The sequence below is a fragment of the Planococcus salinus genome (assembly GCF_003719725.1).
Taxonomy (GTDB): Bacteria; Bacillota; Bacilli; order Bacillales_A; family Planococcaceae; genus Planococcus; species Planococcus salinus.
Window position 1 is genome coordinate 31061 of the sequence record NZ_RIAX01000005.1, and the last position, 24842, is coordinate 55902.

Genomic DNA, 24842 nt, shown 5'->3' on the forward strand with positions numbered 1-24842 from the left:
AATGATAACATATAACACATAGGTTAATCACTTGCAATATGATAAAAAATACATTTCTGGAGTGAGATGTGATGAGAAAAGTAATCACTTATGGGACTTTCGATTTGATACATCACGGCCATATAAATATTTTAAGAAGAGCCAAAGAATGCGGGGATTATTTGATCGTTGGATTGTCCACTGATCACTTTAATGCCCAAAAAGGCAAAAAAGCTTATTATACTTACGCTGAACGAAAACTGATTCTTGAATCGATTAAATACGTCGATGAAGTGATACCTGAACGCCATTGGAACCAGAAAATTGAAGACATCAGCATTTACCAGGTCGACTGCTTCGTCATGGGATCAGACTGGGAAGGGAAATTCGACGAACTGAAACCTTTTTGCCAAGTGATTTACTTGCCGCGGACGGAAGGCATCTCAACCACTAAAATCAAAGCTGATCTCTTGAGCCAGAAATGATTAAAGAAGCACTTATTGCCGGTTACTTGGCCTTAGTGAAAGGAGCCGCTTCCTTTTTCAACTTATTTCCGCTGCAAAATAAAACTGTCTTTCTGTCATCTTTCGGCAATAACGCTTATTATGTCGCTGCAGAATTGGCCACGTCGAGCAAACAACCGCTCATTTTTTTAAACAAAACAAAGTGCACGATCGATTTTTCCACTATTCCGGCCAACAACAAAAAAATCCTGAAGTTTGAGACGGCGAATATAGTCCATTTAGTTTGTTCCCTGTATCATCTGGCAACTGCCAAGTATATTTTTATCGACAATTACGTCGGAATACTTTCAGTCATGAATTTCCGGAAATCTGTAAGATGTGTCCAGTTATGGCATGCCACCGGGGCCATCAAACGCTTCGGATGGTGTGAACCTGCCACAAAAAAGCGCAGCTGCCTCGCCCAAAAAAGGTTTCAGCAAGTTTATGACCGGTTTCATTTCATTCCGGTGAGCAGCCGTCAGATGGCACAGATATTCGCCGAATCATTCCATTTGGATGACAGCCGGTTCTTGTATACCGGTGTTCCCCAGACAGACTTTTATTTTGATGACGTTGCCAAAGCCCGCGGCCTGAGCTGTGTCAGAAAAGCCTATCCTTCCATTGTTGGAAAACGGGTGGTCCTGTATGCACCGACGTACCGAAAAGAACTATTGCCAACAGTCAATACGAGCGAATGGATAGAAAAAATCCTGGCTGGGCTGGACGACCATCATATTCTGCTTCTCAGACTGCACCCTTCGGCAAAAGAATCCATAAATTTAGAAAGTGACCCTCGCTTGCTGGTGGTCAGTGACTACCCTTCCGTCAATGAATTATTGATAGCCACTGATGTCCTGGTAAGCGATTATTCTTCCATTTCCTTTGATTTCTCGTTGCTCCGCAAGAAGATGATTTTTTTCACTTATGACTATAAGGACTACAAGCATCAGCAAGGCCTGTGGGCCACCAATGATCTGTATTTTCCAGGCCCAATTGTCACCACGACAAGCGGGTTGATCCGGCACCTCAACGACACTTCAATCGATTTTGACAAAATCGACCGCTTCCGGGAACACTGGAATACCTATTCGACAGGACAAGCCTGCAAAAATCTCATTTCCTCCATTTATGATCAACAGGACTTGTGATTTTCCTGAATATAAAGGAGACTCCTCACATACCAGGAGTTGATGACTAATTGGACGGGCATCCAGTTTCTATTTATGACCCGAAAAGCAATTTGAAAACCAATGCAGATCCTGCTGCATAAAAAGCCGCCTTCCTGTCAATTTACAAGAGGCGGCTTTTTTCTGTCCTATAGCTCAAATATGTCTGTACATGGCAGGTTCGTCCATATTTTTTCTCAAACGATGAAATCCATTTTTCCGATAATACGCTTGGAGGTTTTTATTGGTAGCTTCTTTGTTCGGCACTTCACTTTGCACATAATTCGGAAGCACCACCAAAATTTCCACGTTCAACAGCTTGAGTTCTTCAATAATCTTTTTCCTGAATAAGTCCTCAAGACCTTTTTCTTCCCATTCCTTACTCACTGCTTTCAAGGAATCACTGATGGCAATCAGCCCGAAAACTTCTTCAATCCCCTGGACGTATTTCAAATCTTCACATACCGCACTCATTTTTCCCGATATTTCTTCTGCGTATGCACTGATTGCATCCAAGGAGCTGATTTGTGGGTTAAACAAACAAAAAGTAGCGCTCGCCACTTCCGTAGAAACAGCTTCCGGACTTCCGGTTTCCATCAGTGAACAAACAGCATGGCAATAAAATAGATCCGTACCGTTTTTAAGCCCGAGTTGATAAGTTACAATCATATCGTCTTCAGTCATCATCCGGTTTCCTCCTCTTATCTTCCATACTGGTGTTAGCTGTGACTCCTATTAATAACTATTCCAGAAAGATTATCAAAAATCCTGCAATTTTTGCTTAGAATAAATGAATTTCAGGCCCTTATTTCCCCTCGTGTTCAAATGTGCGGATAACAGCCCTTGCCAGTATTTCAATCCCGGTCACCAGGCTGTCGCGATTAAAAGTCATAGACGGATGGTGAAGGCCCGGGGACAGGTCACATCCCAGCCCGAGCATCGTCGCTTTGACAGTCGGCCGCTTTAATGTGTAATAATGGAAGTCTTCTCCGCCCGGTGTGACAACCGGCGGCTTTAAAAATTCTTCTCCAACGGTATCTTTAATAGCCTCCGCCATAATTTCCACAGCTGTTTCATCTACTTGCGCTGCAGCGATTTCAGCAATAATGTTGTATTCGATTTTCACTCCCGTCATGTCAGCAATGGAGTCGATCGACTTTTTCACCTGGTTCAACAATTTTTCGATAACTTCGTTGGTCTGTGCACGCACATCGATGCTGAAAACGCCATTGCCTGGAATAATGTTCGCGGAATCGCCGCCGGACTGGAACATCGTCATTTTCGCAGAATGCGGGACCATTGGATCGACATGGATCGAGCGGATCGCCTGCACCAGCAACGCCATCACTTCAATAGCATTTTGGCCTTCATGCGGTCTGGCTCCATGGGCATCGGTCCCTTTGATCGAACCTTTGAGCATTCTCGCAGCACCGTTTAAAATCGCCGGCGTTGAATAGCCATAACCCACTTCCTGCTTCGGACGCAGATGAACACCATATAAATAATCGATATCATCGACGACTCCTTTATCGACAAAAGCCAGTGCACCCGTCCCTTTTTCTTCAGCTGGCTGGAACAATACTTTCAGTTGCCCTTTTTCCGGGATGCCCAGTTTCTTCAACACCAGCAAGGCGCCGATTGCCAACGTCATATGGGCATCATGACCGCATGAATGGTTGGCTTGGTAGTGGCCATCCACTTCCTGCCACAAAGCATCAATGTCCGTCCGGATTCCGACGCACGGCTTTCCAGTTCCCACTGTAACCACGAGTCCTGTCATGTCATCGAAGGTTTCGACTTGAAAACCTTCTCTCTCTAAAAATTCTTTCAGGTATTTTGTAGTTTCAACTTCTTTCCAACTGATTTCCGGATGTGTATGTAAATGTTCAAATACTTCTTGGGCAATCGGCTGGACTTCTTCTGCGACGAGCTTAACTTCCTCTAAAACAGTCTTCATTTCCTTCACCTCGGTCAATTTTTTTGTTCCTCTTAATTATTTCGCTTTTCTAACTTTTTTGCAATCTAAAAAACAGCCCCGGCTTTCTAGTTTCGGCCAGGACTGTAAAAACTAAAGATTCTTTTGCATAAACTCCACAATCATCGTATTCATCCGGATGTGATTTTCAATTTTTTCCGTCTGGTGTCCTTCATCATCAAAAATGACCAACTCCACTTGCTTTCCTTGGTTTTCAAGATCCGCGGTCAATTGCTCCGCTTCCGTTACCGGAACCCGCGTATCGTTTCTGCCATGGAAAACCAGCAATGGTGCAGTAATGTTCGCGGTATGATTCAATGGGGCGATTTCTTCAAAAAAGTCGACGTCCTCCTGCAAAGAACCATATTCAAATTCACGCATTTTTCTGCGCCACGGCCCCGTATTTTCAAGGAATGACTTAAAATGGGAGATGCCGACGATATCCACACCTGCTGCCCAAATATCCGGATAATGAGTCACTGCCGCCAGCACCATAAAGCCACCGTAACTGCGTCCCATGATGCCGATGCGATCTGCATCCACTCCGTGATTCTTTACCAGGTCTTCTGTTAATGCTTTCAGATCAGCAACGGAATCCATCCGTTTGCGTCCATCATCCAGTTTGACGTATTTCCTGCCGTATCCTAAACTCCCGCGGACATTTGGCGCGACTACCGCAAATCCCTGTGACGCCAAAAATTGGATAACCGGATTGTACTCTGACCGAATCTGGGATTCAGGTCCCCCGTGCACATATACGACCACCGGCTGGGATTCTTCTTTTTTGCCGTATAAAAAGTAAGGGACTTCCAGTTCGTCAAACGATGCGAATTTACACAATTCCGGCTCAACCCAGAGGTCCTGCACCTCCTTCGACTCGCCGACGAACGTCAACCGCTCCACTTTTCCGTTTGTCAAAGAAACTTTCCATATATCTCCGGGCAGCACAGCACTTTTCACGTCTACGATCAGCTCATGATCAGAAAGCCAATCGATTGATGAGAAGACGCCTTTCGGCAGACCGGCCACTTGGCGGTGCAGGCCTTCTTTCAAGTCGTATATCCCCAAACTGGACAAGCCTCCCTCGTTGACGGTAAAAGCAAGCCGTGAATTATCAGGGGACAGTTTTATTTCCTCAATATCCCATTGCTTATTGAGCAACAGTGGATTCAATACTGAAGGTTCATCCAGCCTGAAATGATGAATTCCCAAAAGGTCACGTTCTTCATCAGTCAGGACAAACCCTTCCTTGCCATCGGAACTCAGCTGAATCGACTGATAGCGTGCCAACGTTTGATCTTTGCCGATTCGCGTACGCTGTTTGGTCGCCAAATCAAAGAGGTAGAAAGAAAGCTCAATGTTCGTATCCGGGATGCGTAAAATTAAACCTTTTCCGTCTTTCGTCCAGCACACCGGTGTGCAGTTCCCATCCACCTGGTAAACGCACTCTTCCTGTTTTGTCTCCAAATCCATAATGAAGACATCAAAGTAGCCTGCGTCGCGCCGGTTGCTTGAATAAGCAATTTTCGTTTCATCCGGAGACCATCCGCCGAAATTGTGAAAATGCTCTTTTGAATTAATGAGTTCCTCCACTTTTTCGCCGTTTTCCGTCAGCATGTACAATTGTTGTTTTTCATTCCCTTTTTCGTCCATGCCGATAATTGTTCCGGCACCTGAAGGGGAATGGCTGACGAACATGACACGATCTTCGACGTCCGTATATTGTACGACTTCAGAAGATGCTTCTTCCCATTTCCACGCCTGCGGCAAACCGGTTTCTTTGGACAGGAAAGTAAAAGCTTTTTTGCCTGGGATCACTTCAGGCTGCGATGCCCCGTGCGCATGCAAATATGTATTTAATAATTGTTCGGTGGAAACTGTCATTTTATATCCCCTTTCAAATTGCTTGAATCTTTTTATAATTAGTAGTGTACCTTATTTTGTATAATAGATAAACAAACCAATAGCGGAACAAAGAATCGATGAGGCGGCCAGAGAGGATAGAAACAACAGCAGCCACTGCGCCGTTGACTGTTTAAATTCTTTTAAGTTTTCGTCATTTGCCAATTGTTCGTTTGCGCGCTCGAGCGCTCTCGATTTGGAAATCGGCATAAAAAAATTGCCCATGGACCGGAAACCGCCTGTAAACAGCTCCAGGAACTTCGTCTGCCAGATTTTTACGCACGCTGCCAGTATCGCTGTCACCAAGCCGACTAAAAAAGAGATATTAACCCATTCGACAAGCGACCAGTCCCCTGTCAGTGTAAGACCTGCCCAAAGAATTGCCATGACGCCTGTTAATACAATAAACTTTTTCATAATAGCCACCTCATCATTCTTCTCAGTAAAAACGATAAAGCTCCTCATTCTCCATGGAGGAGCGGGAGCTTTATCAGTTCAATTCAACAGTCCACTGAAATCAATTTGTCTTTTCAGCCCACTTTAAGTGAGGATAACGGTTTACGTAGTAAACGACATCTTCAAAGTCCGTAGACACCAAATAATTGTTTTTGTAGAAGTAGACCGGCATAAACGGCATATCTGTCATCAGGATTTCTTCCGCCTGATGCAGCAATTCGTAACGTTTGTCATTGTCTTGTTCCACTTTCGACTCAGCCATGATGGAGTCGAATTCCTCGTTTACCCAGCCGGTACGGTTGTTCGGGCTGTCACCCAGGTAATAATCCAGGTTTACAACAGGATCCACGAAAATACCGATCCAACCCATGCGGGCCATCTGGAAATTGCCTTGTTTGGTCGTATCCAAGTAAGTTCCCCATTCCTGGTTGGCAAGCTTGATATCGACACCCAGGTTATTGCTGACCATTTCCTGTACGGCTTCAGCAATTTTTTTATGGTTTTCAGAAGTATTGTACATCAAAGTAACTTCCGGCAACTCAGACCATCCTTCTTCAGCCATTCCTTCTTCCAGCAATTTTTTGGCTTCTTCTGCATTTTCTTTAAAATAATCTCCGCCTACTTCACGGAAATCTCCTTCAGGTGTTTCTGCGCCATCCGGAACCATCGCGTATGCCGGCGTTTCTCCACCCAATGTTACGTTCTCTGTCAAAGATTCACGGTCAACCGACATGGCAAATGCCTGACGGACTTTGGCGTTTGTAAATGGTTCCTGTTCTACGTTGAACATGTACATATAAGTTCCATAATAAGGAACTTCCACATATTCTTCATTTTCTCTTTCAGATGCAATGACATCTGTCGGCAAAGTCATAACTAAGTCAAGCTCTTCTGTTTTGAACATTTGATAATACGTAGTGGCTTCATTGACTAACTCGAATGTAACTTTGTCCAGGTTGACGACGTCTTTGTCATAATAATCGTCATTCTTTTCAATGACTACATTGCTGTCATGGTTCCACTCTGCCATTTCGAACGGACCGTTGCTGACGAATGTGTCTGCTTCAGCAGCCCAGTTTTCGTTTTCTTCAGCTGCGGCCTGCTGAACCGGATAGAAAGTCCAAAGCGTCAGTAAGCTGTCGAAATAACCAAGCGGTGAGTTCAATTGAACTTCGAAAGTCGTGTCGTCCACTGCCGTGATGCCGACATCTTCAACTGAACCGTTTCCTTTGTTATAGTCTTCTGCTCCTTTGATGTAGTACATGTAGAATGCAAACGAGCTTCCTGTATCAGGGTTCAATACGCGTTTCCAGGCGTATTCAAAGTCTGACGCCGTCACTTGGGAACCGTCCGACCATTTGGCATCTTCACGCAAAGTAAATGTGTAAGTCGTGCCATCTTCCGATACAGCAACATCTTCTGCCACTCCCAGTACCGGATTTCCTTCCTGATCCCGTGTATACAACCCTTCAAAAATATGATCGAGTACCCATCCGGAAGTTGTATCTGTTGCAAGTGCCGGATCGATTGCCGGTGGCTCAGACATAGCATTGACGACGATTTCCTGTTTGATGTCTCCGCTGTCTGCATTGTCTCCTGAAGTCTCTTCTTCAGCTGAACCGCCGCCATAGCATCCTGTTAATGCAGTCGATGCTGCAAGCATTACGCTCATTGGCAATAACCATTTCTTCATGTTGTTTCCCCCTATTTCTTCTTTCATTTTTAGTATAGATGACAAGCCGTCCAGTGCTCCGGTTCCACCTCCTTCCAAGGTGGAGCCTGCTCCGCACAAATAGCCATGGCATGCGGGCATCTCGTCCGGAAACGGCAGCCGCTCGGCGGATTTGTCGGGCTTGGCGGATCGCCAGCCAATACAATCCGTTCCCTTTTGGCAGCCCGAGGGTCCGTCTTTGGAATGGCCGACAATAACGCCTGTGTGTAAGGATGAAGTGGCTTGGTAAACATGTCATCGCTGTTGCTCAATTCCATCATTTTCCCAAGATACATGACACCGATCCGGTCACTGATGTGCTTGACCATTCCCAGATCGTGGGCGATAAACAAGTAAGTCAAATCCTCCGAATCCTTCAAGTCTTCCAGCAAGTTGATGACTTGCGCTTGGATCGACACATCCAATGCCGAGATCGGTTCATCGGCTACGATGAATTTCGGTTCAACCGCCAGCGCACGGGCAATGCCGATGCGCTGTCTTTGCCCACCACTGAATTCATGCGGAAAACGTTTCGCGTGCTCAGCCCGCAGGCCAACGCGTTCCAGCAACTCGTAAATCCGATTTTCCCGTTCTTTGCCTTTGAAGAGCTTATAGGCATCGATACCTTCAGCAATAATATCGCCGACACGCATCCGTGGATTAAGGGAAGCGTGCGGGTCCTGAAAGATGATCTGCATTTCCTTATTGACCAGTTTTTTCGTTTCTTTGTCGAGCTGTGTAACGTCCTGGCCGTTGTAAATGACTTCTCCGGCTGTGGGCGCTTGCAGACCGACCAATGTTTTTCCTAAAGTCGACTTTCCGCTTCCACTTTCACCGACGAGACCAAACGTCTCCCCTTTTCTGATCGAGATGGAAATATCGTCGACTGACTTGACTGTGACATCTTTTTTGATGTCAAAATACTTTTTCAGTGACCGAACCTCGACCAAATTGTCATCCAATTGGCTGTTTCCAATTTCCATTAACTTTTCCACCATCATGCCTCACTCCCTACTGCAACTGCTTCTTTTTTCTTAGGAGCAAAAGCATGATCCACTTCAGGCGCACGCTCATCATTCAACCAGCATTTTGCGTGATGGCCTTCCCCGATTTCATACGCTCCCGGCATTTCTTCCACGCAAATGTCCATGGCAAATTTGCAGCGTGGAGCGAATGGACAGCCTTTCGGCGGCGAAAACAGATCAGGCGGAGAACCTTCAATCGGGACCAATTGCTTTTTCTCCGGTCCATCCACATCAGGTATGGAGTTCAGCAATCCCCATGTATAGGGATGTTTCGGGTTTTCAAACAATTCCAATACCGTGCCGCTCTCGACCATCATGCCGCCGTACATGACGATTACACGCTGAGCGGTTTCCGCCACAACACCAAGATCGTGAGTGATCAAAATGATGGCGGTATTCGTTTGTTCCTGCAAATCCTTCATCAATTCCAACACTTGCGCCTGGATGGTAACATCCAGCGCTGTTGTAGGTTCATCGGCAATCAGCAGCTCCGGGTTGCATGCCAGTGCAATTGCAATCATCGCCCGTTGCCTCATGCCGCCACTGAATTCATGCGGATACTGGCCATAGCGTTCTTCGGGATTTGGAATTCCCACTTGCTTGATCAATTCGATGGCTCGTGCTTTGGCAGCTTGTTTTGATAAGTTCTGATGAGTAATGAGGCCTTCAGCAATCTGCTTTCCGACAACCATCGTCGGGTTCAAAGAAGTCATCGGGTCCTGGAAGATCATGCCGATTTTCGACCCTTTGACTTTCCGCAGTTCTTTCTTCGACAGACTCAGTAAATCCTGTCCCTGAAATTGAATAGTGCCTCCTTTGATAATGCCGGGCGGTGTCGGGATCAGTCCCATTATTGTCTGGACAGTAACACTTTTCCCGCTTCCGCTTTCTCCGACAATCGCAACGACTTCCCCTTTGTCGACATGGAAAGAAACGTCGCGGACAGCTTTGACTTCGCCGCCATATGTTTTGAAATTCACTTCTAAATTATTCACTTCCAATAAATGATCCATTTTTGTACCTCCTACTTGCGGCCTTTCGGATCGAGAGCATCCTGGATCCCGTCTCCGAATGCATTAAAAGCAAACATCGTCAACGCAATCATGAATCCCGGGAAAAACAATCTCCACCATTGTCCGCTTAAAATGACTCCCAAAGAATCATTGGCCATGGTTCCCCAACTTGCAAATGGCGCTTGGACGCCAAGTCCCAGGAAACTCAGGAATGCTTCCGCGAAAATCGCTGTTGGGATTGTAAAAGTTAAATTGATGATGATAATTCCCATCGTATTCGGCAGCAGGTGCCGCGTAATGATTTTGGTGTGGGAAGTTCCCAGCTTTTCAGCAGCCAGCACATATTCCTGTGACTTCAGCTGCAATACCTGCCCCCTGATAATGCGTGCCATTCCGACCCATCCAGTGATGGATAAGGCTATGATGATCGTGACGACGCCGGGTTCCATGATGACCATCAGCAAAATGACAACCAGTAAATACGGGATACCGAATAATATCTCCACCACGCGCATCAATAAGTTATCAACGCGGTCACCCAGCTTTCCTCTACCTGCCATATAGCCAGAAACGCCTCCGACAATCATTCCTATTACCAGGTCAATGACTGCAGCGGCAAAGCCGATGGTCAAGGAAACCCGGGCGCCCTGCCAGGTGCGGCTCCACATGTCGCGCCCCAGGTCGTCGGTGCCAAACCAATGTTCACTCGAAGGCGCCTGGTTGGTGTTCGTCAAATTCTGTTCAGATGCCGAGTATGGGACCATCATCGGCCCGAAAATACCCAGGAAAATAATGATCGCCAATAACACCAATCCGACAACTGCCAGCTTATTTTTGATGACACTTAAAAATGTTTCTTTCCATACTCCCAGACTCGGGCGTTGGATTTCATCTGTTTGCAGCTTGTCCGGGTCTACCGGACGAAAAAGGGAGTCGTCCATTGTTTTGACCATTTAAGAATCCCCCTTACTTGTCAGCTTGATTCTTGGATCAATCAACCGATACGAAATGTCGATCAAAAAGAGAGTGATCACCAGGATGGCGCTGAAGAATACCGTGGTCCCCATGATGACGGGATAATCGCGGTTGAATATGCTGTCAACAAAGTACTTGCCGATTCCAGGCACTGCAAAAATCTTCTCGATTACAAAAGTCCCTGTAATCAGTGACACGAACAATGGACCGATAAACGATACAACCGGTAAAATCGCATTCCGGATGCCATGGCTCACGACGATCTTGAATGAAGAAAGCCCTTTTGCATCAGCGGTTTTGATGTAATTCTGACTCATGACTTCCAGCATGCTTGAACGCATGAAACGGGCGATAACCGCTAAAGGTGTCGTGGCAAGTGCCAAAGTCGGCATCACAGAATGTTGCCAGGTTCCCCAGGAAGCAACAGGCAACACGCCCCACTTCACCGCCAGAAAATTGATCAGCAGCGGGGCCAGGATGAAGCTTGGCACCGAGATGCCGATGATGGCGAAAAGCATCGCTCCATAATCGAGCAGCCTGTTATGATTTAATGCAGCAATGATGCCGAGGAACAACCCAAACACCAGCGCTACGACGATCGCTTGCAGTCCGAGAGTGGCGGAAGCCGGAATTCCATCAGCAATAATGTCGTTGACGGTACGGGTCTCGGATTGAATGGAAGGCCCTAAATCCAGCATGGCCAAGTCTTTGATATACATAATGTATTGAACCGGAATCGGTTCGTCCAAATTATATTTTGCCCGTAAGTTTTCCACTACTTCTTCAGGCAGCACATCTGCGTCCGAAGCAAACGGGTCTCCGGGAATCATCTTCATGATCAAAAATGTCAATGAAGCAATTACCCAAATGGTAAGCAGCATTGTGAGAAACCGTTTCACAATATACATGTTGTTCAACACCTCTGTTCATTTAATTTCTGGCTTTTTATGCGTTGACGCTGCCCAGTACACCGTTGGTGGCAGTCATCGCAATAATGACACAGCCCCACATATGCTTATACGCCGTGACAATGTCATCACATGTGAAACGGATGCGTTTCGGATCGATCAATTCGACACTTGGAATTGTCGTCGTCATTTTCGCCTGCTGCGGCCCTTTAAATTGAATTTCAAACGTAATGGGACCAGACAAAGTCACCGGCTTCTGACTGGCTGCATTTTTCACAGCCGCTTCGGCTTTTTCACGAATGATTTCCTGCGCTGCTTCGGGATGAAGCAATTCAGCCGCAAAGCGGTCTACTGCACGTTTTGTCACAGCACCTTCCACATTCGGCAATGTTTCCTGCACTTCGTTGACATAGGCGTCGTCGCCGCTGATGAATAACGGCGGAACGCCGAAAGCACCAGCGACATATGTATTCATTTCCGTTTCGCCTACCACATGGCCGTTGATTTTCATTTCATTGACACAGATTCCTGCCAGGGTATGGCTGATGACGGTGACGTCCGAGCCGCCTTCACGACCGTGATGACCGACGAACATGATGCCATCGAAGGATTCATCCAAGCCTTCCAACTGGCACATCAAACGGTTGCTTCCTGATACGAGGCGTGCACGCTTGTCCATTTCCTCAATGATGATATTGGACATATTGCCATGGCCATCAGCCACAACCACTTCGGTTGCTCCGCCATTAAACGCCCCTTCGATGGCCGCATTGACATCAGCGGTCATCAATTTGCGGAAACGGGCATACTCACTTGGCGTTTTGAGTTGCTGATTGGTCGCTACTCCGGAGATTCCTTCCATATCTGCTGAGATGAAAATTTTCATATTACTCGACTCCTTTGTGTGATTGTTAAAAAGCTTTCAATACATAGAAAATACTGACAATTCAAGACGCATTTTTTTATTAAGTGAAAATATATTCAAACGTATTTTTATAGACTTCCAATTGCATGATCGTATTAATATCGGTCACCGCTTCGATTTGATTGATTTCTTTCAAAACTTCCGTTATTTTTTCCTGGTCTTTTACCGTAATTTGCACCAGCAGCGGATATTCTCCAGTTGTTAATGTCACATACCGGATAATATCGATATTCATCAGTTCTTCAATCACTGTGGAAATCGATTTTGATTTCACCTTAATTTGAATAATTGCCCCCGCTTTAAGGCCGAGCGCAATCGGATTCACAATTCCCACCACATCGATAATTTCCCGGTCACATAAATTCTTGTAGCGCAGACGGATTGTTTTTTCGGTTACATTCATCTTCTTCGACAATTCCGCGAAAGAGATGCGGCCATCCTTTGTCAAACACTTAATGATTCCTTTGTCCAGTTCATCCAAATCGTAATCCACATTACACCTTCTCTCTCATGAATTATTACCGGAAAGAGGAACTATATTGAAGTTAAGTACCTCTTTACAATAGTTAAAATATATTTTATTATCTAAAAAAGGAATGACAACGATTAGTTTATAATATGTATATTTATAAATCAATCTTTTTTTTCAAAAAATTTACGGAGGTGTTTCGATGTTAGCAATTCTCAACGGAACGGCATGGCTCGGAAATGGGGAAATTATTGAAGGCGCAACGATACTTGTGAAAGACGGGAAATTTGTATCAGTGGAAACTGGAGGAGAAATTCCCGACACTTACCAAACCATCGATGCCACAGGTAAAATCGTCTCTCCCGGCCTGATCGATGTACATACGCATCTCGGCGTCGACGAACAGGGAGTCGGCAAGGAAGGCAAGGATTTCAACGAAACAAGTGATGCCGTTACACCACAGATTCGGGCGATTGATGGCATCAACCCAATGGAAACCGGGTTTCAGGATGCCAGAAGAGCCGGTGTTACCACCGTACAGGTGATGCCGGGAAGCGCCAATGTCATTGGCGGAGAAATGGTCGTTTTAAAAACAGTAGGAACGATTGTTGATGAAATGGTCATCAAATCCCCTTCCGGCATGAAAGCCGCCACCGGTGAAAATCCAAAGCGGTTCCACGGGGAAAAAGGCAAAATGCCAGTAACACGGATGGGTGTCGCTGCCTTGCTGCGCGAACAATTGATCGAAGCCCAAAACTATTTGGACGGTGACCAAAAACCGAGAAAACTGGCCATGGAAAACCTCGGGAAAGTGTTAAGGAAAGAAATTCCGCTGCGCGTCCATGCACATCGGGCAGATGATATTTTAACGGTTCTCCGCATCAAGCGTGAGTTTGACATCGACATTACCATTGAACATTGCACGGAAGGCCATCATATTGCCGATTATATCGCCAAGCATGACGTACGGGTTTCTTTCGGACCGACCATGACTCCCCGCTCCAAAGTGGAATTGAACGACAAATCCTGGTCAACGGCCAAGTCATTGGCGGATGCAGGGGTTCCTTTTTCGTTGACGACTGATCACCCGGTAGTTGGCATCGATTACCTGGTGACAAGCGCCATCCATGCCATCAACAACGGCATCACCGAAGCGCAGGCTTTGCGTGCCCTTACGCTGGATGCGGCGAGACACCTCGGCGTCGAAGAACGCGTCGGGTCCATCGAGAAAGGAAAAGATGCAGACCTCGTCATCTGGAGCGGTAACCCGTTCGACCTGCGGAACAAACCCGAGCAGGTCTTCATCAATGGCAAACAAGTCAACTAACGGCATCAAAAAAAGCGTCTCCGGGATTCCGGAGACGCTTTTTGGTTGTTCGAAAGTCAGTTTGGATTTGCCCAGACAGCTTCCCATTCATGAATTTCATAGGTTCTGGCACCATTCTCTACATAAGGGTCCTGATGGACGAAAGCCTCGCATTGTTCAAAAGAATCGGTTTGATAAATGACCAGGCCGCCGCTTCCATCGGTAAATTTTCCGTTTGCGTAAATATGGCCCGCATTTCTCATTTGTTCAAGAAAAGCCAGATGCTCCGGCCTGAACCGGACGCTTTTCTCTTCGTCACGCATCGGCAGCAAGACAGCGAAAAACTTCATCATTCCACCTCTTTCTTGTAGTTTCGGAGTGCTCACATTCAGCGAATTTTAAAACAGAAGCCGTTGGCATGATGCTGAACGGCTTCTGTTTTCGATTTTATTTCTTTAAATTAGATAATTCCCTGCCAGCGAAGAATCACTTCTGCGATCAAAGCCGAGCCGATAAATGTGCCAAGGAAGACCGCAACAGCCACGATGAGACTGCGAAAACCAAGTTTACGGAAATCTGCCCAATTAGAGCCGATGGAAATTCCGGCATAGGCGAGAATCGGCGTGGCAAGAGCTAAAATGCTGATTTTCTCTGTCCATGCCACTACATATTCCGAGCCAGGGAAAAACGGCAAGGAAATGACAATTGCCAGAATTCCGATATATCCGACCGCCGGCATATTCCACGGAAGCGCTTTTTCAAGCGCCAAGCCCGCTACACTTACTACGATCAATACAAGCATGCCGGGTATGGCTTCCCAAGGCAGAACATCGAGGCCGAACCAGTTGCCGAAGAGCGCGGCAAATCCGAATATTAAAAGTACCCATGTCCATTCCCAAATATTTTTAAGCATTCGGATTTCTCCCTTCTTTCACTGCTGCTTGTTTTTTCGTTTTTCTGTTCATCATTAAAGAATACAGTTTTTCAGTCAACGGCAAGCCGATGAAGATACTCATGTACAGACCAGTCGAAAGGGACAGCAGATTACTGGCCCCTGCAAATGCCACAATCTGATTTTCCATAGTCGGGAAAGCAGCCACCAACGAGCCACTCGCAGCGGCCATCATACTGCCGCTCCCCACTCCTGAAGCCATGGCAAAAGCCAAAGGATGCAGCGGTGTCGTTGTCGCCAGCAACCCTGAAATCAGTCCGAGGAAAACGGCGCCAAACACAGTACCAAAAATGTAGATGGCCATAACGCCACGGCCTTCCGGAGAATCGAATCCAAATTTGTTGACGATCAACCCAACGTTCGGTTCACGGGCAACAGAATGTGTCATCCCGATACTTTCTCTCTTGAATCCAAGCAGAACCGCTAACGGCAACGCCAGGAAAATAGTGCCCAGGTTCCCCAGTTCCTGCAGCAATAATGCAGGACCCGCTGCAATAATCGCTTCGATTTGAGGCCCGATGGTGACGCCGATTTTGGCAATCAACAAGGTAACGCCCAAAATGATCAAAGGCTCAGCATTCTTGGAATTTTTTTCACTGATGAGCGGTGTAAAATACAGTCCAAGTCCCAAAAAGAACGCATAAAGCATCGGCAATAACAAAATGACACCCGGTCCCACACTGATGCTGAATTGGCCAATGGCTTCCGTTATACAGACTAAGATAAACACAATGGCATGCAGACGCCAATCTTTGATGACGGACTTCATGTCTTTCTTCTCCATTTTTCCCCCTACTTCCCTCGTTTAGTTCGCCGGTTCTCTTTCTGTCGATCCGTAAAGCTGCTGGACGGCTGTAGCGTCCACCATCCCAAGCCCTGCCGATTGAGCCTGCTGGTAGAGTTTCTGTATATAAGCCGTAATGGATTCTTCCTTCATCGAATCGTTGGCCAAGCTATAAAACAAGTCTACATCTTTTTTCATGTGATTCAATAAGAACACGACATTTTCATGAGAATGTTTCAGTAAATTATCGCCGAAAACATCCATCACGCGATTTTGTGCCGTCCCGTTCTGCATCACTTGTGCAATGACAGAAGGATCGACTCCGGCTTCCTCACCTGCCTTGAAAGCCTCAGACAACAGTGAAATAATGCCCGCCACCACGATATTGGAGCTTAGTTTCACGACTTGGCCGGAACCGCTTGGCCCGACATATGTGATCGCCGTTCCCATGTTCTGAAGCACCGGCAAAACATCTTTGTATTTCTCTTCGTCTCCTCCAACCATGATGGACAAAGTGCCTTCATCCGCCCCTTTAGGTCCGTTGGATACCGGGCAGTCATAAAAATAGATTCCCTGCTCCTTTGCTTGCCGAGCCAGTTTTTTCGTCAGTTCGACGTCCGTCGTGCTCATATCCAAAATCAAAGCACCTCTTTTGGCCCGTTTCAATAGCCCATCTTCACTTGTCAATGCCTGTTCCACCAGATGAGCCAAAGGCAAGGACAGCACAAAAGCGTCCATGTCTGAAGCCACGTCACTCATCTTGCCGACAGGAACAGCGCCAAGCTGCTTCATTTGCTGCTGTTTTTTCTCATCCGGATCGAATGTCCAAACTTCACGATCGTTTTTCAGCAGGTTTTTGACCATGCCGGCTCCCATGGCTCCACAGCCAATCACACCGATTTTCATGCGTTCTCCTCCTTTACGGTTTCATGTATACGGTTTTGATATCTGTCCAGAAATCCAATGCCGTACTGCCTTGTTCACGCGGCCCGATACTGGATTCTTTTTTGCCGCCGAAAGGATAATGATTTTCGAAATAAGTGGAAGGCATATTCACATGGGTTACACCCGACTCGATATTACGGACAAAATGGAACGCTTTCTCCAAATCTTTCGTATAGATTGTCGACGATAAACCGAATTCGATGTCATTGGCCATTTTAATCGCTTCTTCATAATTCCCCACTTTGAAGACGCCGATGACCGGGCCAAAAATTTCTTCCTTGGCAATTTTCATCTGTGGATGTACATCACTGAAAACGGTAGGCGCCACAAAGTAACCATTCTTTAGATCCCCGTCTTCCAGGCGCTTGCCACCTGTTTCAAGCGTTGCCCCTTCCTCCAGGGCCGATTCGACATAGTGCAGGTACGTATTCATCTGATTTTCATCAATGATTGCCCCATTGGTTACGCCTTCTTCCAATCCATTTTTCACAACCATCGATTCCGCTTTTTCCACCAGGCGTTCCACAACTTCACGATAAATGGATTCGACGACGATCAACCTGCTCGTTCCCGTGCAGCGCTGCCCGTTATCATAGAATCCACTTGTCACAATACTGTCGATGGCTGCATCCAGATCAGCGTCTTCCAGAATGATGGCCGGGTTTTTCCCGCCCATTTCCGCCTGCATTTTTCCTCCGTGCTGTGTGACTGCTTTGCCGAGCGAAGTCCCGACATCTGTTGAGCCGGTGAACGACACAGCTTTCAGTTTTTTGTTGGTGCCGAACTCTTTGCCGATCACTGAACCGGAGCCTGTCACCATGTTGATGACCCCCGCCGGTACTCCTGCCTGCTCAAACAACTCCATAATCTTGACACTGATTAAAGAAGTTGCGCTTGCCGGCTTGAATACTACCGTGTTTCCAGCAATAATCGCAGGCGCAATTTTCCAGATGCCGATGCCGAGCGGAAAATTGTACGGAGCAATTACACCAACCACGCCTAATGGTTCACGGACTGTATATGCAAAAATCTCATTATCATAAGACGGCAGCGTTTCGCCTGCGAGCCTCGTTGCTTCACCGCTGAATTGCTTCATCGCCTGAATCGTTTTCACTACTTCACCCCGTGCCTCGCGCAGAGCTTTGCCGACTTCCTTGGTGATGATCAGCGCCAACTCTTCTTTATGCTGCTCCAATAAATTGATCAAGTTGAAAATGACGTCTCCCCGCACAGGAGCCGCCGTTTTTGACCACTCAGGAAATGCTTGGCCAGCTGCTTCAATGGCGGACTGCACATCTTCCACTGATGATTTTTGAAATCTTCCCAACACCTCTGAAGTGTTCGCGGGATTGATGCTGTCGTAAAGTTCCCCAGTTTTGGAAGAGATCCATTTTCCGTCAATGTAATTCCGGTAAACCGGAATGTCCGTCTTGTCTTTTTGTGATGGATTATTTGTTACTGACACCATGTAATTCCTCTCCTTTTTTGAGCGTCTTCTTAATATTATAATAGTTCAAATTTTTTTATTATATAGAGTAATGAATAAAAAAACTCATTTTTTATTGTCTCAGCCTACAAATTTTCTGAAGCTGACGGATAAAAATGCGTTGAATCGTCATTCGCTGTCTCTGATTTTTCTTTTCTTCAACCAAATGAAAAGAGCCCTCAGCTTCGCTCGCTGAAGGCTCTTCTATAATAACGTTAGGATAAGCGCTTTCTTCTCTGGTATCTTCTGTCTGGATAATCAATAGGCTGGATTCGGTTTTTTTCAATTTCGCGCTCCCGGTTTTCAAGTTTGGCTGATATTAATCCCAAAATGGTGCCGAACATGGCACCGGCAAGAACTTCGATCGGTTGATGTCCAAGCAGTTCTTTCAATTCTTTTTCACGCTCAATAAATTCATAACTCGGGAATTCACCGGAAATCTGCACAAATCTGTCTTCCAAGTCGTTGACCAATGTGGCGATTTCACCTGTATGGCGCCTGATTCCCTGCGCATCGTACATAACGATGGCACCGAAGACAACCGCTAATGCCGTCTCCGTATGCCTGGCTCCTTTATTGGCTGCTACGTACGATGTCAACGCCGAAACCCCAGCTGAGTGGGAACTTGGCATACCTCCAGTTGTAAAAAGCTGGCGCCAATCCCACTTTCCCGCCACTGCTTTGTGCGTGACAATTTTCAAGGCTTGCGCTACTCCGATGGCTCCCAGTGAAGTCACCATCCCTCGGTTCATCTGTCTCATCCAATCATCCTCCGTTTCGAATCTTCCTTTGAAGCAACGGTTTTCTGTCGCTCGATATTCTTTCCTTACCCCAAATAGCCAAGAATATGTAAAAAGGAGCCAAGAGAATTAAAGAGAGGCACTTACTCTAAGGGATGATTTGCCTGGTACAAAACCCTCTCCAATTCCTGCCGGTGATCAGCCGCTTGTTCATGGGTCCAGTTAAAAACCGCTGCCATATGGGCCATAACTGATTCCTTATGGTCATACACCCATTTTATATCAAAGTAAAGCGCACCGGTGCGCCGCTCAAAAAAATCAGTTGGACTGCATGCCGCTTCATAATTGATTGCATACTGGAGCATGGCATACACAAGTGGATCAAGTGCCGGCGGCTTTCTTTTTCCTTCCCCATAGAACCGGAAAATCTGATCGACATTGGCACCGTACCGTTGCACCAATCGCCTGCTTGTTGCGTGATCCAGCCCAAGCAGCATTCCTTGCGCCACCCGGTCCTCCAGAAAAGAAGAAAAGTTTTTGGAACCACCCATTTCTCCTCCGGAAATCGGCAGATCTTTTGTAGATACCCTTGCAAACTTTATCTTTCTTTCTTTTCTCAACTGCTCTGCAACCAGGTCTACAATGTTTTCCGCCATCTTGCGATACCCGGTCAATTTTCCTCCGGCAATGGAAATAAGGCCGGAGGCTGAGATGAAAACTTCGTCTCTTCTGGAAATTTCCGAAGGACCTTTTCCTTCTTCCCGGATGAGCGGCCGAATACCTGCCCAACTGGATTCTATGTCTTCTGGTTTAACTTTCACCTGGGGAAAGATGTGAACAACAGCAGCAAGCAGATACTCCCAGTCCTCTTTGCTGACTGCGGGGAAACGCGGATCCTGGTTGTAGACAGTATCGGTAGTTCCCACGTACACTTTTCCTTCTCTTGGGATGGCGAATACCATTCGACCATCAGGGGCATCAAAGTAAACCGCTTGCCGCAACGGGAATTTTTGCTGGTCGAATACCAAATGACTGCCTTTCGTCAATAACAGCGTTTTGCCATGTCTGGATTGATCCCTCTCCCTCAGCGAATCCACCCAGGGGCCAGTGGCATTGACGATTTTCCGGGCGTATACTTCATGGACGCCACCATCAAGCTGATCTTCTGCACGTATCCCTGTCACAGTTGCACCGCTGTAAATAAAGGCGGTCGCTTTTACATAATTCAGCGCTAATGCCTGTTGTTCTCCAGCTTTTTTTAAGACTTCCAGCGTGAGCCGTGCATCATCTGTTTTGTATTCAACATAAGAGCCGGCGCCTTTCAATCCTTGTTTCCTTAACAAAGGTTCCCGCTTCAAAGCTTGTTTTTTAGTGAGCATTTGCCGACGCTCTTCTTTTTTGACACCAGCCAGAAAATCGTAGAGCCGCAGTCCAAAGCTTGCGCTGTAAGGCCCGAATGATCCTCCCTTGTAAAATGGAAGCATCATGGAAACAGGCGTCGTCACGTGAGGTCCATTTTCATACACGATTTCCCGTTCTTTTCCCACTTCAGCGACGAGTTTCACCTCAAATTGTTTCAAATAACGCAAGCCCCCATGGATCAGCTTTGTCGATCGGCTGCTCGTTCCAGCCGCAAAATCCTGCATTTCAATCAAGCCTACTTTCATTCCCCTATTTGCTGCATCCAGGGCAATCCCTGCCCCTGTAATACCGCCGCCGATGACAAGAAGATCCAGAGGCCCCTGTTTCATTTTTTGATAAACTTCGGCTCTGTTAAGAGCGGACAATTTCATGGTTCGATTCCCCTTTCTAAACGAAAAAATTTTGGGTTTGGTAATTCCGTCCAATCAAAAAACCATCTTCAAATTTCAATTATACCCTTTTCAGGGGAATTGAAGAGAGATGGTCTGTTTCTTCTCCTGTAAAAGCTGGAGGTTCTAAAAAAGTCATGTCTGCTGACTGATGCTAACCGGTCGTTGGACTCCTTCCGTTTCATAGTAATGAGAATAAGCACTGTCTTTGGAAAGTGTGAAATTATTCAATACAGCACCAATCAGCCGGCAATTGGATTTTACAATCGTTTCTTTGGCTTTGACAACTTCTTTCTTATCCGTTTTTCCTGAGTTCACTATCAGAATCGCTCCATCACACTTGTTTGCTAGCAGCTGGGCGTCTGTTACGGCCAGCATGGGAGGCGCATCAAATATAACGATATCGTAAGCTTTTTTCATTTGCTCAATGAGCGTATCCATGGATTTGGAGCCCAATAGCTCTGCTGGATTTGGAGGCAACGAGCCGCAGGTCAGCAGGTCAAGACCCACAACTTTTGTGGCCCTGATGGCTGTCTCCAAATTCGACTGCCTTGTCAATACTCTGGACAAGCCTTGTACATTGCCTACATTGAAAGTATGGTGCATTGTTGGTTTGCGCATATCTGCATCCACCAGCAGAACCTTTTTTCCTTCCTGTGCAAATACAATGGACAAATTTGCCGCTGCAGTCGATTTCCCTTCAGACGGAGCGGCAGAAGTAATAACAATCGTTTGGATTTTCTGATCAGGAGAAGAAAAATTAATGTTCGTTCTTAATGTCCGAAATTGTTCAGATACAAGTGAATTCGGTGTTGTAAAAGCAATTAAATTTCGGCTTGCGAATTCCAGGCCCTTTTTTATTTTTCCCATTTCCCCTAAACTTCCCTTCTATTGAGTGCTAGCGATTTAGCTTCTTTTGATTTTTCTTTTTCTGCAATCGGTGAAATCATTCCGATTACCGGGATTCCCAGAAGAGTTTCAATATCCTGTTCATTTTTTACTGTTGTATCCAAGTAAGCCAGTAAAAAAGCCAGGCCTATGCCAATCATAAGGCCCACTGCAGCTGCGACTGCCATATTCAGGAATGGATTCGGCGCTACAGGTGAAGGGTTATCTCTTAGAACTGCCGGAGACAATATAGAAACGTTATTTACATTCATTAAAACCTGGATTTCCTCTTCGAAAATAGTTGCTGTGGCATTAGCAATTTCCACAGCTGTCACCGGATCTTCATCTCTTACCGAGATATCGATGACTTGTGAATTGTCGTTTGTGCTGATTGTGATTTTTTCGTTCAACTCAGCGACTGACACATCCAGCCCCTGGTCTTCTATAACCTGTTCAAGAATGACTGAGCTTTTAATAATATCGTTGTAAGTATTAATCAACTGCAGATCCGTTTCAATGTTTTGGTTGGTGAACTGTGAAGCGTCCGCCTGTTCCTGGTTCACCAATAATTGAGTTGACGTCTGATAAACCGGAGACATTACATAAAAAGAAAGGACTCCTGCCAAGGCAATTGCCAAAATCGTAATAATAGATATCAACGCAACATTCTTTTTTAATATTGCAAATACTTCTCTCAAGCTAATCTGCTGTTCCACCGTATATCCAGCCCCCTTGGCCCTTAAAAAAATTTATAATCCGCCTGCAAACCTGCTCTTGTCTTGATAGAGAAAGTTTGCAGGCGGACTATCATCGAGAAACTCTCTTATCCTGTCTGTAGCTGTTAATAGATCAGTAAGCATCTTTAGAGCCAAATAATACCAAGACCGTCTTGCATATCAATTTTATATCGATAAGAATATTGCGTTGACGAATATACTGAAGATCCAATTCCACCCACTCTTCAAACTCTACATTGCTTCTGCCGTACACTTGCCAATAGCAGGTGAGCCCAGGGGTGACACTGATTCGCTGTCTTTCATAGCTGGTATATTGCTCCACTTCATCCGGAAGCGGTGGCCGCGGCCCTACAAGACTCATGTCTCCTTTCAAGACATTAAACAACTGGGGCAATTCATCTATACTCGTTTTCCTGATGAATCTACCGACTTTTGTAACTCGCGGATCATACTTTATTTTGAAAACGGGTCCTGATACTTCGTTTTGCTTCCTTAGAGTTTCTTTCAATTCTTCTGCGTTTGAAACCATCGAGCGAAACTTGTACATATTGAAAAGCTTCCCGTCTTTCCCTACCCTTTGTTGTTTAAACAACACGGGACCTTTCGGGTCTTCCAATTTTATCAGCAGCCCAACAATCAAATAGAAAGGAACCAATACCAGCAAACCAACCAAAGATCCGAGAATGTCGATTGATCGCTTCATAAACATGTACGAAACACTTTCATTGGTTTCCACTTCTTTGAAAGGATAGTCAGTGTATTCTCTTATTATGGTCTCTTCTTTTTTTTCAGGAGCTGAAACTGACACATTTATCACCACTTTCGCCTTTTAGTTCGACTACCACTCTACAGAGGCACTGTTCGACTGGGCACCGCTACTGCTGGTCTTCCGATGGAATGGTATTCGACTTGGTTGTTTTTCATACTCTCAGGGTCGAAGCAGTTTCGACCATCGAATACCAAAGGCTGGTCCATGCAATGGAACAACTGGGGATCCATAGTCTTAATTTCTTTCCATTCCGTTAAAATCATAGCGGCATCGCTGCCTCCAAGAGCTTCCTCTATTGAAGAAGCAAATTGGACGCGAGGATCCAGCACACCCTTTGCATTTTTCACAGCAACCGGATCATAGGCAATCACTTCGGCACCTTGTTTGATCAGTTCTTCGGTTACTTTGATGGAAGCCGCTTCTCTCATATCATCTGTATCAGGTTTAAAGGCCAAACCGAGTACGGCAATCCGTTTGCCTTTTAATGAAAAGAAGTAAGAATTCAACTTGTCAATCAAAATCCGCTGCTGTTTCTGATTGACATTGACTACACCTTTCAGCAATTCAAAATCATACTTTACATTGCCGGCAATCTGAATCAGCGCTTTCGTATCTTTGGGGAAACAGGAACCTCCATATCCGATTCCGGCTTTTAAGAACTGCTCGCCTATCCGCTTATCCAATCCCATCCCTTTTGCCACATTTTCAATATTGGCATCCAACAGTTCGCATATATTGGAAATCTCATTAATAAAGCTAATTTTTGTAGCCAGGAATGCGTTGGAAGCATATTTGATCATTTCAGCGCTTTTTATATCTGTTTTGAATATCGGCACCCCAAAGGGCCGGTTGATCTCTTCAATCACAGTAGCTGCTTCTTCGCTTTCTGCTCCGATTACAATCCGGTCCCCGTAAAAAGAATCATGGATCGCTGAACCTTCCCGGAGAAATTCAGGATTGGAAACGACTTCCACTTTCACATCGTATATTCGATGCTTTTGCAGGATTTGAAGAATTTTATCATTCGTTCCTACTGGAATCGTGCTTTTCGTAACGACAATCATGTCTTTCGAAATGTACTTCGCAATTTCTTTTGCAGCTTCTTCCACGTAATAGAGATCAGCTGAACCATCTTCGTTTTCAGGAGTACCTACGGCTATGTAAACAACATCAGCCTCACGGATGCCATCCTGATGATTTGTCGTAAAGGACAATCGTTGTTCCTCTATGTTTTTGGACATCAACTCGCTGAGCCCAGGTTCATGTATGGGGGAGATCCCTTTTTTCAATCGTTCGACTTTCCCGTCATCAATATCGATACAGGTAACCTGATGCCCAATCTCAGAAAGACTGACGCCCGTCACTAACCCGACGTACCCAGTCCCTATAATTGCAATCTTCATTCTCCCACCTCCGT

The 24842-nt window shown here is 45.9% G+C and carries 25 protein-coding genes; 3 read left to right on the forward strand and 22 right to left on the reverse strand.

From position 1 onward, the window contains the following. Nucleotides 1–71 precede the first annotated feature (71 nt). Both tagD and EEX84_RS08410 read left to right on the forward strand, forming a co-directional pair. On the forward strand, nucleotides 72–464 hold the full coding sequence (tagD, locus tag EEX84_RS08405) for a glycerol-3-phosphate cytidylyltransferase (RefSeq protein WP_123165189.1): 393 nt from the start codon (nucleotides 72–74) through the stop codon (nucleotides 462–464). Continuing rightward, nucleotides 461–1630 (forward strand): CDP-glycerol glycerophosphotransferase family protein, encoded by a 1170-nt coding sequence (locus EEX84_RS08410; RefSeq protein WP_123165190.1) that lies wholly within the window; start codon nucleotides 461–463, stop codon nucleotides 1628–1630. The genes tagD and EEX84_RS08410 overlap by 4 nt, the downstream gene beginning before the upstream one ends. A 174-nt stretch (nucleotides 1631–1804) precedes the next feature. On the opposite strand, the gene EEX84_RS08415 is transcribed toward EEX84_RS08410, so the two are convergent. The 11 genes from EEX84_RS08415 to EEX84_RS08465 all read right to left on the reverse strand — a co-directional run bounded on the left by EEX84_RS08415 (nucleotide 1805) and on the right by EEX84_RS08465 (nucleotide 13031). Next, the gene (locus EEX84_RS08415; protein ID WP_123165191.1) at nucleotides 1805–2335 is read right to left on the reverse strand and encodes a hypothetical protein; all 531 of its coding nucleotides are present in this window, start codon (nucleotides 2333–2335) and stop codon (nucleotides 1805–1807) included. Between the two features lie 118 nt (nucleotides 2336–2453). Continuing rightward, on the reverse strand, nucleotides 2454–3605 hold the full coding sequence (locus EEX84_RS08420; protein WP_123165350.1) for a M20 peptidase aminoacylase family protein: 1152 nt from the start codon (nucleotides 3603–3605) through the stop codon (nucleotides 2454–2456). Between the two features lie 111 nt (nucleotides 3606–3716). After that, the gene (locus EEX84_RS08425; RefSeq protein WP_123165192.1) at nucleotides 3717–5507 is read right to left on the reverse strand and encodes a S9 family peptidase; all 1791 of its coding nucleotides are present in this window, start codon (nucleotides 5505–5507) and stop codon (nucleotides 3717–3719) included. A gap of 51 nt (nucleotides 5508–5558) precedes the next feature. Then, nucleotides 5559–5942, reverse strand: coding sequence for a DUF3899 domain-containing protein (locus tag EEX84_RS08430; protein WP_158599096.1), 384 nt, complete (start codon nucleotides 5940–5942; stop codon nucleotides 5559–5561). Between the two features lie 100 nt (nucleotides 5943–6042). After that, on the reverse strand, nucleotides 6043–7674 hold the full coding sequence (locus EEX84_RS08435) for a peptide ABC transporter substrate-binding protein (protein ID WP_123165194.1): 1632 nt from the start codon (nucleotides 7672–7674) through the stop codon (nucleotides 6043–6045). 29 nt (nucleotides 7675–7703) lie between these two features. Then, entirely contained in the window at nucleotides 7704–8690 is a 987-nt protein-coding gene (locus EEX84_RS08440) for an ABC transporter ATP-binding protein (RefSeq protein ID WP_420812566.1), read from the reverse strand. Further along, on the reverse strand, nucleotides 8690–9730 hold the full coding sequence (locus EEX84_RS08445; protein WP_123165195.1) for an ABC transporter ATP-binding protein: 1041 nt from the start codon (nucleotides 9728–9730) through the stop codon (nucleotides 8690–8692). The genes EEX84_RS08440 and EEX84_RS08445 overlap by 1 nt, the downstream gene beginning before the upstream one ends. Nucleotides 9731–9741: 11 nt before the next feature. Continuing rightward, nucleotides 9742–10683 (reverse strand): ABC transporter permease, encoded by a 942-nt coding sequence (locus tag EEX84_RS08450; protein ID WP_123165196.1) that lies wholly within the window; start codon nucleotides 10681–10683, stop codon nucleotides 9742–9744. Then, complete coding sequence (locus EEX84_RS08455) at nucleotides 10684–11613, reverse strand: ABC transporter permease (protein ID WP_123165197.1); 930 nt, start codon at nucleotides 11611–11613, stop codon at nucleotides 10684–10686. A 37-nt stretch (nucleotides 11614–11650) separates the two neighbouring features. Further along, nucleotides 11651–12499, reverse strand: a complete 849-nt coding sequence (locus tag EEX84_RS08460) for a M55 family metallopeptidase (protein WP_123165198.1) — start codon at nucleotides 12497–12499, stop codon at nucleotides 11651–11653. A 79-nt stretch (nucleotides 12500–12578) separates the two neighbouring features. Then, entirely contained in the window at nucleotides 12579–13031 is a 453-nt protein-coding gene (locus tag EEX84_RS08465) for an Lrp/AsnC family transcriptional regulator (RefSeq protein ID WP_123165199.1), read from the reverse strand. Between the two features lie 178 nt (nucleotides 13032–13209). Between EEX84_RS08465 and EEX84_RS08470 the strand changes: the two genes are divergently transcribed. After that, nucleotides 13210–14334 carry an amidohydrolase gene (locus EEX84_RS08470; RefSeq protein ID WP_123165200.1) on the forward strand — a complete coding sequence of 375 codons (1125 nt, stop codon included), beginning with the start codon at nucleotides 13210–13212 and terminating at the stop codon, nucleotides 14332–14334. 56 nt (nucleotides 14335–14390) lie between these two features. On the opposite strand, the gene EEX84_RS08475 is transcribed toward EEX84_RS08470, so the two are convergent. From EEX84_RS08475 to EEX84_RS08525, 11 genes are all read right to left on the reverse strand, one after another. After that, on the reverse strand, nucleotides 14391–14663 hold the full coding sequence (locus EEX84_RS08475; RefSeq protein ID WP_123165201.1) for a YciI family protein: 273 nt from the start codon (nucleotides 14661–14663) through the stop codon (nucleotides 14391–14393). Nucleotides 14664–14773: 110 nt separating this feature from the next. Next, entirely contained in the window at nucleotides 14774–15226 is a 453-nt protein-coding gene (locus EEX84_RS08480; protein WP_123165202.1) for a hypothetical protein, read from the reverse strand. Then, nucleotides 15219–16049, reverse strand: coding sequence for a DUF3100 domain-containing protein (locus EEX84_RS08485; protein ID WP_123165203.1), 831 nt, complete (start codon nucleotides 16047–16049; stop codon nucleotides 15219–15221). Before EEX84_RS08485 ends, EEX84_RS08480 begins: the two co-directional genes overlap by 8 nt. A 21-nt stretch (nucleotides 16050–16070) precedes the next feature. Beyond that, a complete protein-coding gene (locus EEX84_RS08490; RefSeq protein ID WP_123165204.1) occupies nucleotides 16071–16955 on the reverse strand; it encodes an NAD(P)-dependent oxidoreductase in 885 nt (294 codons plus the stop codon). Nucleotides 16956–16968: 13 nt separating this feature from the next. Further along, on the reverse strand, nucleotides 16969–18462 hold the full coding sequence (locus EEX84_RS08495; protein ID WP_123165205.1) for an aldehyde dehydrogenase family protein: 1494 nt from the start codon (nucleotides 18460–18462) through the stop codon (nucleotides 16969–16971). A gap of 233 nt (nucleotides 18463–18695) precedes the next feature. Beyond that, a complete protein-coding gene (locus EEX84_RS08500; protein WP_123165206.1) occupies nucleotides 18696–19241 on the reverse strand; it encodes a divergent PAP2 family protein in 546 nt (181 codons plus the stop codon). Between the two features lie 122 nt (nucleotides 19242–19363). Beyond that, nucleotides 19364–21013 (reverse strand): glycerol-3-phosphate dehydrogenase/oxidase, encoded by a 1650-nt coding sequence (locus EEX84_RS08505; RefSeq protein WP_123165207.1) that lies wholly within the window; start codon nucleotides 21011–21013, stop codon nucleotides 19364–19366. A 153-nt stretch (nucleotides 21014–21166) separates the two neighbouring features. Next, entirely contained in the window at nucleotides 21167–21901 is a 735-nt protein-coding gene (locus tag EEX84_RS08510; RefSeq protein ID WP_123165208.1) for a CpsD/CapB family tyrosine-protein kinase, read from the reverse strand. A gap of 5 nt (nucleotides 21902–21906) precedes the next feature. Continuing rightward, the gene (locus EEX84_RS08515; RefSeq protein WP_123165209.1) at nucleotides 21907–22635 is read right to left on the reverse strand and encodes a YveK family protein; all 729 of its coding nucleotides are present in this window, start codon (nucleotides 22633–22635) and stop codon (nucleotides 21907–21909) included. A gap of 133 nt (nucleotides 22636–22768) precedes the next feature. Further along, the gene (locus tag EEX84_RS08520; RefSeq protein WP_240033952.1) at nucleotides 22769–23428 is read right to left on the reverse strand and encodes a sugar transferase; all 660 of its coding nucleotides are present in this window, start codon (nucleotides 23426–23428) and stop codon (nucleotides 22769–22771) included. Nucleotides 23429–23502: 74 nt separating this feature from the next. Then, entirely contained in the window at nucleotides 23503–24828 is a 1326-nt protein-coding gene (locus EEX84_RS08525) for a UDP-glucose dehydrogenase family protein (protein ID WP_123165211.1), read from the reverse strand. Nucleotides 24829–24842 lie beyond the last annotated feature (14 nt).